The sequence below is a fragment of the Lactiplantibacillus daoliensis genome (assembly GCF_005405005.1).
In the GTDB taxonomy this organism is placed as follows: Bacteria; Bacillota; Bacilli; order Lactobacillales; family Lactobacillaceae; genus Lactiplantibacillus; species Lactiplantibacillus daoliensis.
This window is the reverse complement of sequence record NZ_BJDH01000004.1, coordinates 87,981-103,266: the sequence shown is the minus strand read 5'-3', so window position 1 is coordinate 103,266 and position 15,286 is coordinate 87,981. Positions and strand designations below refer to the sequence as shown.

Annotated in this window: 10 protein-coding genes; 7 read left to right on the top strand and 3 right to left on the bottom strand. The window is 45.3% G+C overall.

Annotation, left to right across the window (positions count from 1 at the left end; translation table 11 throughout):
• Positions 1-263 precede the first annotated feature (263 nt).
• Both dnaG and rpoD read left to right on the top strand, forming a co-directional pair.
• Complete coding sequence (dnaG, locus tag FFM64_RS06315) at positions 264-2,138, top strand: DNA primase (RefSeq protein ID WP_137607170.1); 1,875 nt, start codon at positions 264-266, stop codon at positions 2,136-2,138.
• Between the two features lie 14 nt (positions 2,139-2,152).
• On the top strand, positions 2,153-3,268 hold the full coding sequence (gene rpoD / locus FFM64_RS06310) for an RNA polymerase sigma factor RpoD (protein WP_137607169.1): 1,116 nt from the start codon (positions 2,153-2,155) through the stop codon (positions 3,266-3,268).
• Between the two features lie 79 nt (positions 3,269-3,347).
• Here the strand turns inward: rpoD and FFM64_RS06305 are convergent, their stop codons facing one another.
• Both FFM64_RS06305 and FFM64_RS06300 read right to left on the bottom strand, forming a co-directional pair.
• Entirely contained in the window at positions 3,348-4,526 is a 1,179-nt protein-coding gene (locus FFM64_RS06305) for a hypothetical protein (protein ID WP_137607168.1), read from the bottom strand.
• A gap of 155 nt (positions 4,527-4,681) precedes the next feature.
• Positions 4,682-5,542 (bottom strand): helix-turn-helix domain-containing protein, encoded by an 861-nt coding sequence (locus FFM64_RS06300; RefSeq protein WP_137607167.1) that lies wholly within the window; start codon positions 5,540-5,542, stop codon positions 4,682-4,684.
• Between the two features lie 237 nt (positions 5,543-5,779).
• On the opposite strand from FFM64_RS06300, the gene FFM64_RS06295 reads away from it, so the two are divergent.
• The 4 genes from FFM64_RS06295 (at position 5,780) to clpB (ending at position 11,478) form a co-directional block, all read left to right on the top strand.
• On the top strand, positions 5,780-6,487 hold the full coding sequence (locus tag FFM64_RS06295) for a tRNA (adenine(22)-N(1))-methyltransferase (protein ID WP_137607166.1): 708 nt from the start codon (positions 5,780-5,782) through the stop codon (positions 6,485-6,487).
• The gene (locus FFM64_RS06290; protein WP_137607165.1) at positions 6,474-7,499 is read left to right on the top strand and encodes a Nif3-like dinuclear metal center hexameric protein; all 1,026 of its coding nucleotides are present in this window, start codon (positions 6,474-6,476) and stop codon (positions 7,497-7,499) included. The genes FFM64_RS06295 and FFM64_RS06290 overlap by 14 nt, the downstream gene beginning before the upstream one ends.
• Positions 7,500-7,519: 20 nt before the next feature.
• On the top strand, positions 7,520-8,761 hold the full coding sequence (gene pepT / locus FFM64_RS06285) for a peptidase T (RefSeq protein ID WP_137607164.1): 1,242 nt from the start codon (positions 7,520-7,522) through the stop codon (positions 8,759-8,761).
• Positions 8,762-8,874: 113 nt separating this feature from the next.
• The gene (clpB, locus tag FFM64_RS06280; RefSeq protein ID WP_137607163.1) at positions 8,875-11,478 is read left to right on the top strand and encodes an ATP-dependent chaperone ClpB; all 2,604 of its coding nucleotides are present in this window, start codon (positions 8,875-8,877) and stop codon (positions 11,476-11,478) included.
• 62 nt (positions 11,479-11,540) lie between these two features.
• Here clpB and FFM64_RS06275 read toward each other — a convergent pair whose 3' ends face one another.
• A complete protein-coding gene (locus FFM64_RS06275; RefSeq protein ID WP_137607162.1) occupies positions 11,541-11,741 on the bottom strand; it encodes a YjzD family protein in 201 nt (66 codons plus the stop codon).
• A 128-nt stretch (positions 11,742-11,869) separates the two neighbouring features.
• Here FFM64_RS06275 and dnaE point away from each other — a divergent pair, with 128 nt between their 5' ends.
• Positions 11,870-15,220 (top strand): DNA polymerase III subunit alpha, encoded by a 3,351-nt coding sequence (gene dnaE, locus FFM64_RS06270; RefSeq protein WP_137607161.1) that lies wholly within the window; start codon positions 11,870-11,872, stop codon positions 15,218-15,220.
• Positions 15,221-15,286: the final 66 nt, after the last annotated feature.

Sequence of the window (15,286 nt, the reverse complement as noted above, 5' to 3'; positions counted from 1 at the left end):
AGCGGTGTATAATCGTAGGAACCTACTAGTGCTAGGCACTGGTGAGGTTCCTTTTTTATCCAAAATTAAAAATTGAGACAAACTTGACAGATGTGTCTAATAAGTGAGACTTATTATTGCACAGCTATCAAACTTGTGGTAGACTATACTTTGTAGAAATTCGCACATTAATAGTCGCATCTCGTTGTCGTGATGCGGCTTTTCAATGTTGTGGCTATTTTTGGATCATTGTCAGTCGTTATAGTAAGAAATGGGGTGGCGATGTGGCCAATTTAATTCCAGAAGAAAAAGTTGATCAGGTCCGTTCTGCGGTCAACATCGCAGACTTTGTTGGGCAGTATGTCCAGTTGAAAAAAGCTGGCAAGAATTTATTTGGGTTATGTCCATTTCACGAGGAGCGGACACCATCGTTCTCAGTTAATGAAGAGAAGCAAATTTTTCATTGTTTTAGTTGTGGTCGCGGTGGTAACGTGTTCTCCTTTATTATGGATTTGGAAAACTTATCCTTTCCGGAAGCTGTCGCCAAGGTCGCCGATTTTGGTCATATCGAGTTACCGGCAAGTTATACGGCCCAACACCAACCAGCTGCTCCTAAAGATCAAGAACAAGCGGATTTATTAAAACTCTATGCTGACAGTGCCAAACTGTATCAACATGTTTTGATGAATACGGAAGCTGGCGAAGCGGCACTGAGTTACTTGCATGAACGGGGCTTGGATGATGACATCATCAAGACCTTTGGGATTGGTTATGCCCCGCCCGAGCGACTCTTACTGGATTTCTTTCAAGAACACCAGATTGATTATCAATTATTGCGACAATCAGGTTTGTTTATTGAAAATCAGGCTGCCGAACTACGTGACCGGTTTGTTGACCGGGTCTTATTTCCAATCAAGGATGCGAGTGGCCGAGTCATTGCGTTTTCGGGACGCTTGCTTAAAAAATCACCTGACGAACCTAAGTACTTAAATAGTCCGGAAACGAAGCTATTTAACAAGCGTTCGGTGCTGTTTAACTTTGATTTAGCGCGGGGAGCAATTCGCCAACATAAATCAGTTATCTTGTTTGAAGGCTTTATGGATGTGATTGCAGCCTACCGTGCTGGCATTCAAAATGGCGTGGCCTCCATGGGAACGAGTCTGACTAACGAACAGATTTATATGTTAGAACGAGTGACCGACCAGCTCTACATTTGTTATGATAGTGACATGCCAGGTCAGAAAGCTACCGATCGCGCCTTGAAACTATTAGGCGGTAATAGTCGGTTGAAGCTTGGTGTGATTCAAATGCCGGATGGCATGGATCCCGATGAGTATCTGCGTGCAGCCGGAACTGAAAAGTTTGCAGACGTCTTTAGTGCCGGCCAGCAGACGCCAACTGCCTTTGAAATGCAGTATTTACGTCATGATTTAAATTTGCAAAATACGCAGGATCAGCTGACCTACATCGCCGCGATTTTGAAGCAATTGAGTCAGCTCAATTCCAATGTTGAGCAAGATTTATATTTAAACCAATTGGTTCAAGAATTTGGTTTAGATAAGGCCGATCTGCGACAGCAGTTACGCAGTTTGACGGGCCAGAAAACGGTTCATCAATCGGCCCATGGCGGTCCACCAACACCGCCGCCACCTGTAGATATGACACCACCGCCACTAACGATTACGGGGATGGCGCCAGACAATGGGCCGGTAAGTCGAGTTGAACGAGCTGAACGCTTGCTCTTATTCCGATTATTACATGACCATGATGTTTGGCTGCGGGTGATGGCGATTGAAGGCTTTCACTTTGTGCATGACAACTATCAACAGATTCTGGTCTATGCAGAAGCGTACTTCAAGACACATGCACAGTTTGAACTGGCGAATTTCACGGACTTTATGGGTGACCAAGCGTTGCAACCAGTGGTGACCAGTCTTGAATTTATGGATGTGGCGGGTGAGACTTCAAAGGAAGAAGTTGCTGACTTGGTCAACGTGATCATGAATCAGCAACCAGTCGCGGAAAAAATTAACAGTAAAAAAGCCGAATTAACGGCGGCAAAACAGTTGGGCAATCGTGATTTAGTCCAACAATTAACTTTAGAATTAATTGAGTTGTACCGGCAAGCACAGCGGGTACAACAAGCTGACAACATATAGGAGGCTGCAATTTTATGGCAAAAGCAAAATCAACTAGCACGACGACCGAATACAACAAGGCCGTGCGGGCATTAATTAAAGATTACAAGAAAACTGGGTCGATCAAGTATGATGAATTATCAGATAAACTTGCTGCGCCGTTCAATTTAGACGCTAAGAAAATTGATAAATTATTGCAAAAAGTTGAAGATGCTGGGATCAGTGTCGTCGATGAAAAGGGCGAACCAGATGCGCGGGCCGTTAAGAGTGTCAAAAAGGTCAGCAAGAAGGAATTGAGTACTGCCGGTTCTTCAACTGGGATCAAGATCAATGACCCTGTGCGGATGTATTTGAAGGAAATTGGTCGGGTTGATTTGTTGACTGCTGACGAAGAAGTGGCATTGGCACTTCGGATCGAGCAAGGCGACGAAAGTGCCAAGCAAGAACTAGCAGAAGCTAACTTGCGGTTGGTCGTTTCGATTGCCAAGCGTTATGTTGGTCGTGGCATGCAATTCTTGGACTTGATCCAAGAAGGTAACATGGGCTTGATGAAGGCCGTCGAAAAATTCGATTATCGCAAGGGGTTCAAGTTCTCGACGTATGCGACTTGGTGGATTCGCCAGGCGATTACGCGGGCCATTGCGGACCAGGCACGGACGATTCGGATTCCAGTTCACATGGTCGAAACCATCAATAAATTGATTCGGATTCAACGTCAATTGTTGCAAGATTTAGGCCGCGAACCTACCCCTGAAGAAATTGGGGCCGAAATGGATATGCCAACGGAAAAGGTTCGTGAGATCTTGAAGATCGCGCAAGAACCGGTTTCATTGGAAACCCCAATTGGTGAAGAGGATGACTCCCATTTAGGTGACTTCATTGAAGATCAAGATGCGACCTCTCCAGCGGATGCGGCAGCTTATGAACTCTTGAAGGAGCAATTGGAAGGCGTGCTTGATACCTTAACTGATCGGGAAGAAAATGTCTTGCGATTACGTTTCGGCTTAGATGACGGCCGGACTCGGACTTTGGAAGAAGTCGGGAAAGTCTTTGGCGTTACCCGTGAACGGATTCGCCAAATCGAAGCCAAGGCATTGCGGAAGTTGCGCCACCCATCACGTAGTAAACAATTAAAAGATTTCTTGGAATAAATCAGATTAAAACGGCGGTTCTAGTCACTCAATTGGAGTGATTGGAACCGCCGTTTTTTGTTTGGTTATCAAATTACAGCTAGTTTTTCAATGTGAGTTTGCCCTGATTGAGACTGACTCCCACGTTACTCGTAATTTGTCCGGCATTGGGGTCGGTTAAATAGTTAAGGCTATCACTCAGACCGACAACTGGTGCGTCGGCCTTTGACGTAATTGTTGCGGCTTTGCTAGCTGGCCGCTGTTGATCAACTTGACTAAAAATGGTTAAGTCGCTCTGTGGCAAGTCGGCAGGCGCGATGGTTGTACTGGTTCTTTGATAGGTCGTCGTTTGACCTTGCCCAATTCGGATAAGCTGGTTTTTACTGATGAAAAGGTACAGGTAACCGGTAGTGTCACCACTGGCAACCGATTGTTGGGTTAATTGATAGCCAGCATGGGTCGCATCAGTTTTATGAGCCGCGTAGGTCGTATTTTGATTGAGTGATGTCAGCGAATAATGACTTAAATCTTGGACGGCCGAACGTTCGTAACTGTCGTAGCGGTGTTGGTAGAGATAGCCATCCTTAACCATGATTTTGCCAGTGTCACTAGCACTGGTGGTGGTTTCGGCAGCAATCCAGGTGCCGTTCAGAGTTGCGACGTCAAGGTGTTTACCGGCCTGCTTGGTATTGGTATCAGTATCCGTGAAGACGGTGCCTCGTTTAATCGTTATTGCCTGTTGGTTGTCTATGTATTGAATATTTATGCCGTATAAGTGGTGTCCTTGAGCGACGAATGCTTGGTCGAGTGGGAGACTACTGGTCTGGGTTTCCAAATAGACAAGGTCACTCAATTTTTGAATCTTAAAGGTCGCACCGAGTTGCTTTAAGACAGCGTTAACTTGGTTCACGCTCATGTAGTGGATTCTACTTTGAGCGCTTTTGACGAAATGTTGTCGTTGTGCTTGTTGCCATTTAGCGAAAGAAAGTTGCTGATACTTGACGGAAGATGACATGAATTGTCCTTTAGCGGTCGTCCAGCTGTTTAAACTATCGGTTTTGGAAATGACCGATGGCGTCAATTGATTGGAGACGCCTTGTTTAGGCGTTTGTTTGGAACTGACGGATTGACTAAAAATCCAAGTTTTGGATGCCGGTTTGAGTGTCTTGATCGTGATTGTTTTGACCGAATCAGCCTTGGTTTTGGTCGTTTGCTGTTGTTGACAGCCTGTGAGAATTAGTCCCATACAGGCCAGAATGATTAAAGTTAATTTGCGCATTGTGGCTGCTCCATTTCAGTTAGTTTTTAGTAGCAGTGAGCGTTTTCTAAAACAGTTTTTCATAGTATAACATATGGCGATGGTTGCACAGAAAAACTAGTGATAGCTCTCAAAAAATGAGCGTCTTCACTAGTTTGTTTGATGTGGACTTGAATTTAAGAAGCAGAAAAGTAACTGATGACATCTAAACTGGTGTAGCTGACGGGAAAAGCTTGTTGTTGGCGTAGCTGTTCCTGTCGCTTGGTAATTCCGCCGTTCGTGAGTGATTCTGGGCTTTCTGCCAAATTGAAATTGAAGACTCGGAAAGTGTCCGGTACGCCCCAGGGTAAGGCGATGGCTTGTGGATTCCCTAGAAATTTTGGAAATTGGCCGTAGATGGCGGCTAAGAAGTACATTGCTAGCGGTTCGATTAAACGGTGCAACCGTTCGTATTGCGTGCGCGCGACTAGATTACCAACCTTTAAGTACCGTTCTAACTCGGCATCGGTCGGTTCGTTGCTAAGCTGCATCCCACCGGCCTCAAACCAGGCTTGTTGTTCCGGATATTGTTCCAACAGTTGTAGCAAGGTCCGTTTGGAAGCAGACATCGTTTCCACAGGGAGCAGTTGATCTAACCTGGTGGCAATACCGTCGCCATCTAAGGTATCATCAAAAGCATCGTTGAGCGTAAAGGTAAACAAGCTACCATTTTGGCGATAGTAGCCGGTCAGGGGAAGGTCAAATTGAACCTGTTGGGCATGATCGATAAAGCTAACTGTGCCATTGAACTGATGGGCTTTTTCATCCATGGTTAAGAGTGTGACTTCTAGATCTAAGTCTGGTGTAATCGTGAACAGATCGTCAAGCTCAATATCTAAAGCTCGGATAATTTTGTTGAGCTGTGTGAAGGTAATACTTTTTGCACGTCCCTCAATAATTTTGGTCAGGGCTTTTTGATTGATTCCGGTCATGGCGGCTAATTCTTGGTTACTGATTGTCCGATCTAGTAGAATGGCCTTCAACTGCGATTGAATCATCTTTAAACACTCCTCGGTTTGGTTGACTTCAATAGTAAACGACTGAGATTTAATGCGCAGTGAGCTACCACTGTCTCCTTTACAGTTGTCAGTTACGCAAGAGTACGGTGACTCATTTAAAATTCATCAAAATATATTGCGATTAATTTAGCTGATTGTCACTGACAGCGTGATAAATAATGGTAAAATAAACCCAGGAAAGCGATTTAAAATACAACAAAAAAAGGGGTTATGTCGGTGGATGCCAAACAATTATCAGCACGATTAGCAACGGTCGGAGCCTTCGTACCACAAGGTGCACGGGTGGCCGACATTGGTTCAGATCATGCCTACTTACCGGCTAACTTGGTGTTGAATCAACGAATTAGTTACGGCGTGGCCGGTGAAGTCGTCAGAGGGCCATTTGAAAATGCGCGGCATGAGATTGCCAAGCTACAGCTGGGCGGTCAGCTTGTGGCGCGCCTGGCAGATGGATTGGCAGCGATTCAACCTGCTGATCACATTGATACGATTACGATTTCCGGCATGGGTGGTCCACTAATTCGCCACATTTTAGAAACTGGTTCAGCCGCATTAACGGGCGTCAAACGACTGGTGTTACAGCCAAATGTTGGTGAAGCCACGGTCCGTGCTTGGTTGATGGCCAATCAGTTTAAGATTACCGCTGAGCGAATCTTGGCAGAAGATGGTCATACCTATGAGGTGATTGTCGCAGATCGGTCAACGGATGAAGTTTACTATACGGACAAAGAACAATTATTTGGTCCATTCCTGGTAATCGAAAAATCACCAGTTTTTGTGGCCAAGTGGCAGCGAGAACTAGCACGTTCTCAAGCGGCCGTTGCTCAGATGCAACAGGCTAAGGTTGCGCCAACAGCACATTTAGCTGCGGCACAGACTAAAATTCAATTAATTGAGGGAGTCTTATCAGATGTTGGCAAATGAGTTAATCCAACGTTTTGAGCAGTTTGCACCATTAACTTTGAAATGGGACCGTGATCCAAGTGGGTTACAAATCGGCGATCCTAATCAAGCGATCCATAAAGTTCTCGTGACATTAGATGTTCGGCCAGAAGTTGTTAATGAGGCCATTGAGATTGGTGCGGATATGATATTTGCACATCACCCAGTTATGTTTCGACCGGCCAATAATTTAGACTATCAAGATCCCCAAAAAGCAATGTACGCGAAGATTGCAGCCCATCATATTGTCGTTTACGCGGCTCACACGAATCTCGATAGTACCGATGGTGGCATGAATGACTGGCTGGCTGCGGCTTTGAAGTTACAAAACGTGACGGGGTTAGTTGCTGGTTATCACGCGGATGCCGTTAAATTGACGGCCATTGTCCCAACCGATCAAGTTGAGGCGGTCCAAGAATACTTGACCAAGCAGGCGGGAGCCAAATTGGATCGTTATGCGTTCAATTCTGGTGAACAGTTCACCGTCGATATTTTACAGGATGCTGTCGCGGGTGCAGTTACTGGTGTGAACCAGTTTGTTCCCACAAATCAGTGGGATTATCAGTTGCAACCATTAGTCAGTGATGGTCATCAGTATTATATGGGGCGTATCGGTGAGCTGGCTGAACCAATGACTGTCCAAGCGTTTGCGGAACAATGTAAAACAGCCTTCAATGTTGATGGGCTACGCTTAGTCAGTCAAACGCCGGATGCGCTGATTAAGCGAGTGGCAGTTCTCGGTGGTGACGGGGGTAAATTCTACCCGACGGCGCTAAAAAAGGGTGCACAGGTTTATGTGACCGGTGACGTTTATTATCATACGGCACACGATATGTTGGCTGCCGGATTGTCAGTAGTCGATCCTGGTCATCATATCGAAAGTATTTGTAAACCACATTTAACGGCCTTATTCAAGCAGTGGCAAGTCGAAAATGACTGGTCACTTGAAGTGGTCGCATCAAAACTAAATACGGATCCATTTACATTTATTTAAAATTTGAGGAGGAAACACAGATGGCAACCTATCCAAATTTAATTTCTGATTTTCTATCGTTTGTAAAAGTTAATAGTCGTTCAGACGAGGCTTCAACGACAGTCCCTTCATCACCACGAGAAACGGCTTTCTTGAATCAACTCATGGCTAAATTAACTGATTTGGGGTTAAGTAATGTCCACCAGGACCCCCAAAGTGCGTACGTGTTCGCAACTTTACCGGCTAATACGGCTGCCGATGTTAAAACTTTAGGCTTTATTTCACATATTGATACCGCAGACTTTAACTCAGAAAATATCCAACCACAAATCGTTGAAAATTATGACGGTCAATCAATTATCAAACTTGGCACGAGTGGTTATGAGCTTGATCCTAAAGTTTTTCCACATTTGAAAAACTATGCGGGCCATACCTTGATTACGACCGATGGGAACACGTTGTTGGGGGCCGATGACAAATCTGGGGTGGCAGAGTTATTCAGTGTTGCCGGTTATTTATTAGCTCATCCTGAAATCAAACACGGGACTGTTCGCTTTGGTTTTGGCCCCGATGAAGAAATCGGAACTGGCGCTGATCATTTTAACGTTGCTGACTTTGACGCTGACTTTGCTTATACAGTTGACGGTGGGCCTTTAGGCGAATTGGAATATGAAACTTTCAACGCTGCCCAGGCCGAAGTGAAGATCAGCGGTGTCAATGTCCATCCTGGTGAAGCTTATGGTGTGATGGTCAATGCCCTTCAATTAGCCGTTGATTTTCAAAATGGGTTACCTGCGGCCGAAGTTCCAGAAAAGACTAAGGGTCGTGAAGGGTTCTTCTTCTTGTTAGCCTTAGATGGTATGGTTGACAATGCTAAGTTAACTTATATTATTCGTGATCATGATCGTGAAAACTTTGAAGCTCGCAAGCAATTATTTAAGGCAGTTGCGGCTAAAATCAATGAACGCTTAGGTGTTGAGCACGTTAAAGTTGAGATGAAGGATCAGTACTACAACATGCGCGAAGTGATTGAAAAAGATATGACGGTCGTTGAGTTAGCTAAGCAAGCAATGGTTAAACTTGGAATTGAACCAGTCATTGAACCAATCCGTGGTGGGACTGATGGCTCGAAGATTTCCTTCATGGGCTTACCAACACCAAACTTATTCGCTGGTGGCGAGAACATGCATGGTCGTTTTGAATATGTTTCCGAACAAGTCATGGCTCAAGCGGTCGACGTCGTGTTACAAATTATTGCAGATAACGCTCAAGAAACTAAATAGTTGGCAAGGTTGGTCATTCGTTATATAATGCAATGGTCAATAAAGGTCAAACCGAAATTGGCAGCTTCCGAAGCTGCCTTTTTGCTAACCTAAATTTGAGGAGGTTATCGAATATGAATCCAGAACAATTAACGGAAAGTTTACAACAAGCCTTAGCAGAGGCACAAAAGATTGCCCAAACACGGCATCATCAAGAGATTGGGGTGCCACATCTATTTAAGTTTTTAACCCAACCTGGTGAATTAGTTCGGCAGATTTTTAGTGAAGCTGGCGCCGATTTAGACCAGTTACAAACGGAGCTAGATCGTGAGTTGGACGAAATTAGTACCGTTAGCGGTGGTAATGTTCAATATGGTCAAAGCCTGAGTAGCAGTTTGGCAACTTTAATGCAGACGGCGGATGAAAAACGCAAGTCGTTAGGTGACGACTTCTTAGCGACAGATACGGTCGCTTTAGCATTAATGGCCCAAACTGGTGATCAACTGACCAAATATTTGACCCAGCAAGGAATTACTGCCGGTCAAGTGAAGAACGCGGTCGATCGAATTCGTGGCGGACAACGTGTGACCTCACGAAATCAAGAGGACCAGTACCAAGCACTCGAAAAATATGGCGTTGATTTGGTTAAAGCCGCCCGACAAGGTAATCAAGATCCAGTGATTGGTCGTGATGAGGAAATCTTAGATGTGATTCGGATTCTGTCACGCAAAACGAAGAATAATCCGGTCTTAATTGGTGAACCCGGTGTTGGTAAAACCGCGATTGTGGAAGGCTTAGCACAACGGATCGTCCGTGGCGATGTTCCGGAAAATCTGAAGAATAAAACGCTGTTCTCCCTTGATATGGGATCACTAATTGCCGGCGCGAAGTATCGTGGTGAGTTTGAAGAACGGTTGAAGGCGGTTTTGAAGGAAATCAAGAAGAGTGATGGTCAGATCATCATGTTCATTGATGAAATTCATAATATTGTTGGTGCCGGTAAAACAGAAGGTAGTATGGATGCCGGCAATTTACTGAAGCCAATGTTGGCTCGGGGCGAACTCCATTTGATTGGGGCTACCACACTAGATGAATATCGGCAGTATTTGGAAAAGGACAAGGCACTTGAACGGCGGTTCCAACGAGTGCTCGTCGCTGAACCTTCTGTTGATGATACGATTAGTATTTTACGTGGCTTGAAAGAACGATTTGAAATTCATCATGGCGTTCGTATTCATGATAATGCGTTGGTCGCAGCGGCCAAATTATCAGATCGTTACATTACGGATCACTTTTTACCAGACAAGGCGCTTGATTTGATTGATGAAGCCTCCGCTGAAATTCGAGTTGAAATGAATTCGAATCCAACGGAATTGGATCAAGTCAATCGGCAATTAATGCGTCTAGAAGTTGAAGAAGCCGCCTTGAAGACTGAAACGGATGAGGCGTCAATCAAGCGCTTGGCCGAGCTACAACATGAGTTAGCAAGTGCGAAAGAAAAGCAACGTGCGTTAGCGGAACGTTGGGACGCTGAAAAGAAGAGTTTAAAGGCGTTAAGTGATAAAAAAGCAGCTTTGGACAAAGCTAAGCACGATTTGGAAACTGCTGAAAGCAAGTATGATTTGGAAACTGCCGCCAAGCTGCAACACGGCATAATCCCTAAGTTGGCGGATGAGCTCAAGCAAATGGAGGCCAATGATCATCATGCTGACTGGCTCGTTGAAGAATCAGTTACGGCTGACCAAGTCGCCAATGTTGTTTCGCGGATGACTGGGATTCCAGTCAATAAGTTGGTGGCTGGGGAACGTGAGAAGTTGCTGCATTTAGCCGATCATTTGCATGAACGAGTAGTGGGACAAGACGCCGCGGTTAATGCGGTTTCCGATGCGGTATTGCGATCACGAGCTGGCCTGCAAGATCCAAATCGGCCGTTGGGGTCATTCATGTTCCTTGGCCCAACTGGGGTCGGGAAGACTGAACTAGCGAAAGCGTTAGCGGAAAACTTATTTGATGCGGATGACCATATGGTTCGGATTGATATGAGTGAATATATGGAGAAGGAATCCGTATCACGGCTAGTTGGTGCTGCACCAGGTTATGTCGGCTATGAAGAAGGCGGTCAACTGACCGAAGCAGTCCGGCGCAATCCGTATTCCATCGTTTTATTTGATGAAATCGAAAAAGCTCATCCGGATGTCTTTAACATTTTGTTACAAGTGCTCGATGATGGTCGTTTGACGGATGGTCAAGGTCGGACGGTGGACTTTAAGAATACGATTTTAATTATGACTTCTAACCTTGGTTCTGAATTATTGTTGGCCGGGGTGGATGAACAAGGTCACTTGTCCTCGGAGACGCATCAGCAGGTCATGCAACTGGTTCAAACGCGTTTCAAACCGGAGTTTTTGAACCGAATTGATGACATCGTGATGTTTACACCATTAACGTTAACTGCGATTGAACAAATCGTGGTCAAGTTGATCGACCGGTTGTCCTCGCGCTTAAAGGATCGTGAAATCACGCTTGAAATTTCTGATGAAGCGAAACAATGGATAGCAAAGCAAGGTTATGAACCAGCTTATGGTGCACGACCATTACGGCGATTTATCACCAATAATGTGGAGACACCATTGGCAAAAGAGATTATTGCCGGTCGGGTGGCGCCACAATCAACAGTAAAAATTAATTTGTTGAATGATCACTTGGTTTTCGAAAATGAAAAGCCAACGCAAAAATAATCGAGTATACAAAAGGACCACTGCAATGTCAAAATTGCAGTGGCTTTTTCGTTTAGTCTTGCTTATTTGTTTTCTGAACCTTTAAAGGGCATAGAATGATTAGTAATTAGTGAAATGCCATTTACCACAACCAAAGCGAATACCGCGGCAACGATGCCGATCTCGCCTGGATTGTAAGTCATCGTTTCCAAGGCACTACCAATATAACCGATAACTTCACCAAAAAGGACACTCCAGAAAATAACTACAAGTTGTTTCGTCATCTTCTAACACCTCCCAATGAAAGTAATTTTAGCACAACCAACTAGAAAAGCAATTGCCTTATCACTGCTTTATGGAACAAGGGTTTGGTATAATAAGTTTAATTAAACTAAAGAAGGGAGACGTAAACATGCAGGTCGTGCCATTACAGGTGATGAGTACTTTCAGCCTATTACAGAGTACGAGCACGGTCACGGAGCTGGTTCAGACTGCTAAGAAGCAGGGTTATACGGCTTTGGCTTTAACGGATGTGGATGTGATGTATGGTATCGTTGATTTTTACAATGCCTGTCGTCAAGCTCAGATGACGCCAATTCTTGGCATTACGCTAGAATTGGCGGGCAGTCAGTTAGCTGAGCAAACCTTCAAATTAGTCGTCTTAGCTAAAGATTGGTCCGGCTATCAAAATTTGATGCAACTCTCAACGCTGAAGCAAACGGCACCGGCAGACACGCCGTTGCCACTGAGTGCGATTTTGCCACACTTGGGGCATTTAATTGTGATGACGCCGGCTAAGGACAGCGAACTCGTGGCTTTGTTGCAACAAGACCAATCACAAGTGGCGGCCAGCTGGGTCCAAGCGTTGAAAAACAGTTGTGATGCAGACAGCCTATACCTAGGCGTTTCCTTAGATCAATCGCCGGCGTTACGCACGACACTTGTGTCGTTTGCGAGCGCGCAACAGCTACCGATTGTCGCACTAGATCCGGTCGATTACGTTCAGGCCACGGATTATTTTGCCGTTTCGGTGTTACGGGCAATCGAAAGTGGGCAACAAATCGATCAGCCAGAAAATTTGCAAGGAATTGCTGGATCACATTACCTCAGATCTTCAGCTGAACTGGTAGCTGCATATTTATCATTAAATTTGACGGCGGCGATTGAAGCAACCAACACGATTGCGGCGGCTTGTCAGGTTGAGCTGGTCTTTAAAAAGCCGCAATTACCACATTTTCCAACCCCACAACAGCAGCCAGCCAATCAATATTTACGGCAACTCTGTGAACAAGGGCTGAATGAACGTCTCAAAGTGATGACTACGGATGTTGATCCGGCGCCTTATCATGATCGCTTAGATCGCGAATTGCAAGTTATCGATCAGATGGGCTTTGACGATTATTTCTTGATTGTTTGGGATGTCATGAATTATGCGCATCGCGCTGACATCACAACTGGTCCTGGTCGTGGTTCGGCAGCTGGGTCATTGGTGGCGTACGTGCTGAAAATCACGGATGTTGATCCGTTGCAGTATGGGCTATTGTTTGAACGTTTCTTGAATGCCAAACGGGCGAACATGCCCGATATTGACTTGGATATTCCCGATAATCGGCGTGAGCAAGTCTTAGCTTATGTTCATGATAAATACGGCCATGACCGCGTGGCGCAAATTATTACGTTTGGGACATTAGCGGCCAAACAAGCCTTACGTGACGTTGGCCGTGTCTTTGGGCTGTCGACCTTTGAAATGAGTGATTGGAGTGCAGCTATTCCTAATCAGTTTCACATTACGCTAACACAGGCTTACCAAGATTCACGGCGGTTGCAAAATTTAATAGCCGATTCAAGCAAGAATCGACTATTATTTGAAACTGCCAAACGAATCGAGGGTTTGCCTCGGCACTATTCAACGCATGCCGCCGGAGTCGTGCTCAGTCAAGTGCCGTTAATCGAAATCGTGCCGCTTCAAGCGGGCAGTGAAACGATGATGATGACGCAATATACGAAGGACACCGTGGAAGCCGTGGGATTGCTGAAAATGGACTTCCTAGGACTCCGGAATCTGTCATTACTGGCGAGCGCCTTGCATTATGTCCAGCGTCAAACGGGGCAGGCTTTAGACATTACTAAGATTGATTTAAACGATCCCGAAACGTTAAAACTGTTTCAGGCGGGCGATACTTCTGGTGTTTTCCAGTTTGAATCGGCCGGAATTCGCAACGTGTTGCGTAAATTGCACCCGGACAATTTTGAATTAGTCGCAGCAGTCAATGCCTTGTATCGGCCAGGACCAATGGAAAACATTGATCACTTCATCGCGCGCAAACAAGGGCGTGAGCCAGTGACGTATGCTGCGCCGGAACTTCAACCGATTTTGGGACCAACTTATGGTATTTTGGTCTATCAGGAGCAAGTGATGCAGGTAGCGGCGGTCATGGGAGGCTTTAGTCTTGGCGAAGCCGATTTATTGCGGCGAGCCATGAGTAAGAAGAAAAAAACTGTTATCGATGAAATGCAACAAAAATTCATTGATGGTGCCGAGAAACAACACTTTACGCCAGCAGTCGCGACTCAGGTTTATCAATATATCGAACAGTTTGCGAACTATGGGTTCAATCGTTCCCATGCGGTCGCTTACAGTAAAATGGCGTTCGAATTGGCCTATTTGAAAGTTCATTATTCTGGTGCTTTCTTTGCTTCACTGATGAATTCAATTCTTGGCAATGCGACTAAACTAAAACAATACTTGGCTGAAGCCAAACAACATCACGTCAAAGTGGTGCCACCGGACATTAACGTCAGCGGGGCGTATTTTGATTGGGACGGTCAGGCGCTGACATTTGGCCTGAGTTCGATCAAGGGGCTACGACGGGACTTTATTGCGAGTGTCATTGCTGAGCGACAAGCGAATGGCCCGTTTAAAAATTTGCAACAACTCATGCAACGTTTAGACCCCAAGTGGCTGAAAGCCGATTTAATGAACGCGTTGATCTATGCGGGGGCCTTAGACCATTTTGGCTTGAATCGAGCAGAATTACTGACAAGTGTGCCCGAGTTAATGTCGAGTGCTGAACTGGCTGGCAACAGCATGAGCTTATTTGCGACGCTGGCCCCTAAAATCAAAAAGCAACCGGAGCTGCCCTTGGCCGAACGGTTAGCCAAGGAAGCTGAGGTGCTGGGTGCTTATGTTTCTGGTCACCCAGTTGAATCATATAAGTGGTTAGCTCAACAGCAAAAAACGACGCTAGTCAGTGCGCTCAGTGCTGAGCAAAATGTTAAATTATTAATTTATATTACCAAGATTCGCGTCATTCGGACGAAGCGCGGACAACAAATGGCCTTTGCGACGGGCAGCGACTTGTCTGGTGAAATCGATTTGACGATTTTTCCAACCACGTACCAACGGCTGCAAGAGACGCTTAAGCCTGACAGTATTGTCTTGATTAGCGGCAAAGTCGAAGTGAAGCGTGGGTTACAAGTCATTGTTAATCAATGGCAACTCGCCGATAGTTTCCCGGCACCGACTGGTCAATTGTTCTTGCGGTTACAACCGGAAACGGCGACAGCATCTGTTCAAAAGGAAATCCTGGCAATTTTATGTCAATTTTCCGGACCAAATCCCGTCTTGATTTATTCCAGCGTGGCTCGTAAGACCGTTGAACTAAATTCACAGTATTGGGTCCACGATGATGCTAAAATGATTGGAGCGCTTACAAGCCTATTAGGTCGCGATAATGTTGTTATGAAAAGCGTAATCCCTTGATATGACGGCGTTTTTAATTGCTACTATTTTCAAAAAAGAACAGACAACTTTTATGAAAAGTGTTAA

Coding starts and splice junctions, on each gene's coding strand:
- rpoD (WP_137607169.1), top strand. CDS start 2,153: ATGGCAAAAGCAAAATCAACTAGCACGACGACCGAATACAACAAGGCC.
- FFM64_RS06305 (WP_137607168.1), bottom strand. CDS start 4,526: ATGCGCAAATTAACTTTAATCATTCTGGCCTGTATGGGACTAATTCTC.
- FFM64_RS06300 (WP_137607167.1), bottom strand. CDS start 5,542: ATGATTCAATCGCAGTTGAAGGCCATTCTACTAGATCGGACAATCAGT.
- FFM64_RS06290 (WP_137607165.1), top strand. CDS start 6,474: ATGTTGGCAAATGAGTTAATCCAACGTTTTGAGCAGTTTGCACCATTA.
- pepT (WP_137607164.1), top strand. CDS start 7,520: ATGGCAACCTATCCAAATTTAATTTCTGATTTTCTATCGTTTGTAAAA.
- clpB (WP_137607163.1), top strand. CDS start 8,875: ATGAATCCAGAACAATTAACGGAAAGTTTACAACAAGCCTTAGCAGAG.
- FFM64_RS06275 (WP_137607162.1), bottom strand. CDS start 11,741: ATGACGAAACAACTTGTAGTTATTTTCTGGAGTGTCCTTTTTGGTGAA.
- dnaE (WP_137607161.1), top strand. CDS start 11,870: ATGCAGGTCGTGCCATTACAGGTGATGAGTACTTTCAGCCTATTACAG.